This is a genomic window from Stenotrophomonas maltophilia group sp. RNC7, assembly GCF_030910085.1.
In the GTDB taxonomy this organism is placed as follows: Bacteria; Pseudomonadota; Gammaproteobacteria; order Xanthomonadales; family Xanthomonadaceae; genus Stenotrophomonas; species Stenotrophomonas sepilia.
This window is the reverse complement of record NZ_JAVFVN010000630.1, coordinates 1-722: the sequence shown is the minus strand read 5'-3', so window position 1 is coordinate 722 and position 722 is coordinate 1. Positions and strand designations below refer to the sequence as shown.

At 65.0% G+C, this 722-nt stretch carries 1 pseudogene and 1 other annotated feature; the pseudogene reads right to left on the bottom strand.

Annotated elements, in window-relative coordinates:
- Positions 1–590: pseudogene (locus RCF13_RS12735) on the bottom strand (IS3 family transposase); the annotation flags it as partial.
- Positions 190–306, bottom strand: a sequence feature (AL1L pseudoknot). Its footprint overlaps the pseudogene before it by 117 nt.
- Positions 591–722: the final 132 nt, after the last annotated feature.

Genomic DNA, 722 nt, shown 5'->3' with positions numbered 1-722 from the left:
TTCGACTGTGCAGCGGGCCACCGCCACGCCCTCTCGGTTCAGTTGTCGCCACACCTTGTCGGCGCCGTAGACGCGATGGTTCTCCTGCCAGACCCGCTGGACGTGCGGCATGAGCCGCTCGTCGCGGCGGGCGCGCTCGCTGCGCCGCGACGGATCGCGCAGCCGCGCGGCATGGCGCCGATAGGCCGACGAGGCAACCCGCAACACCTTGCAGATCGGCTCGACCCCGTAGACCTCGCGATGCCGGTCAATGTAGGTGTTTACGACTTCAGTTTGCGGTCGAGCTCCGCCTGCGCGAAAAAAGCGCTGGCTGTACGCAGGATGTCGTTGGCACGGCGAAGCTCGCGGTTCTCCCGCTCCAAGGCCTTGATCCGTTCGCGTTCGCTGGTGGTGACGCCTTCGCGCTGACCACTGTCAACCTCGTGGCGCTTGACCCAGGTCAGCAGCGTCTGCGAAGAGCAGCCGATCTTGGGCGCGATGGACTCGACCGCCACCCACAGCGACGGATACTCGCTGCGGGACTCCTGCACCAGACGCACGGCGCGCTCGCGCACTTCCGGGGAAAACTTGTTCGCGTTGTTCTTGCTCATGGCTCGCATTCTCTCAAGAGTAAGAGCCTCCGCGATACCCGGGGCGATTCACACCTACGACCACTCCGGTTTCAAGGTTCCGATGCAAGGCGTTGCGCGTCAGGTTGGCCGAACCGATTGCAGCGGTCACGC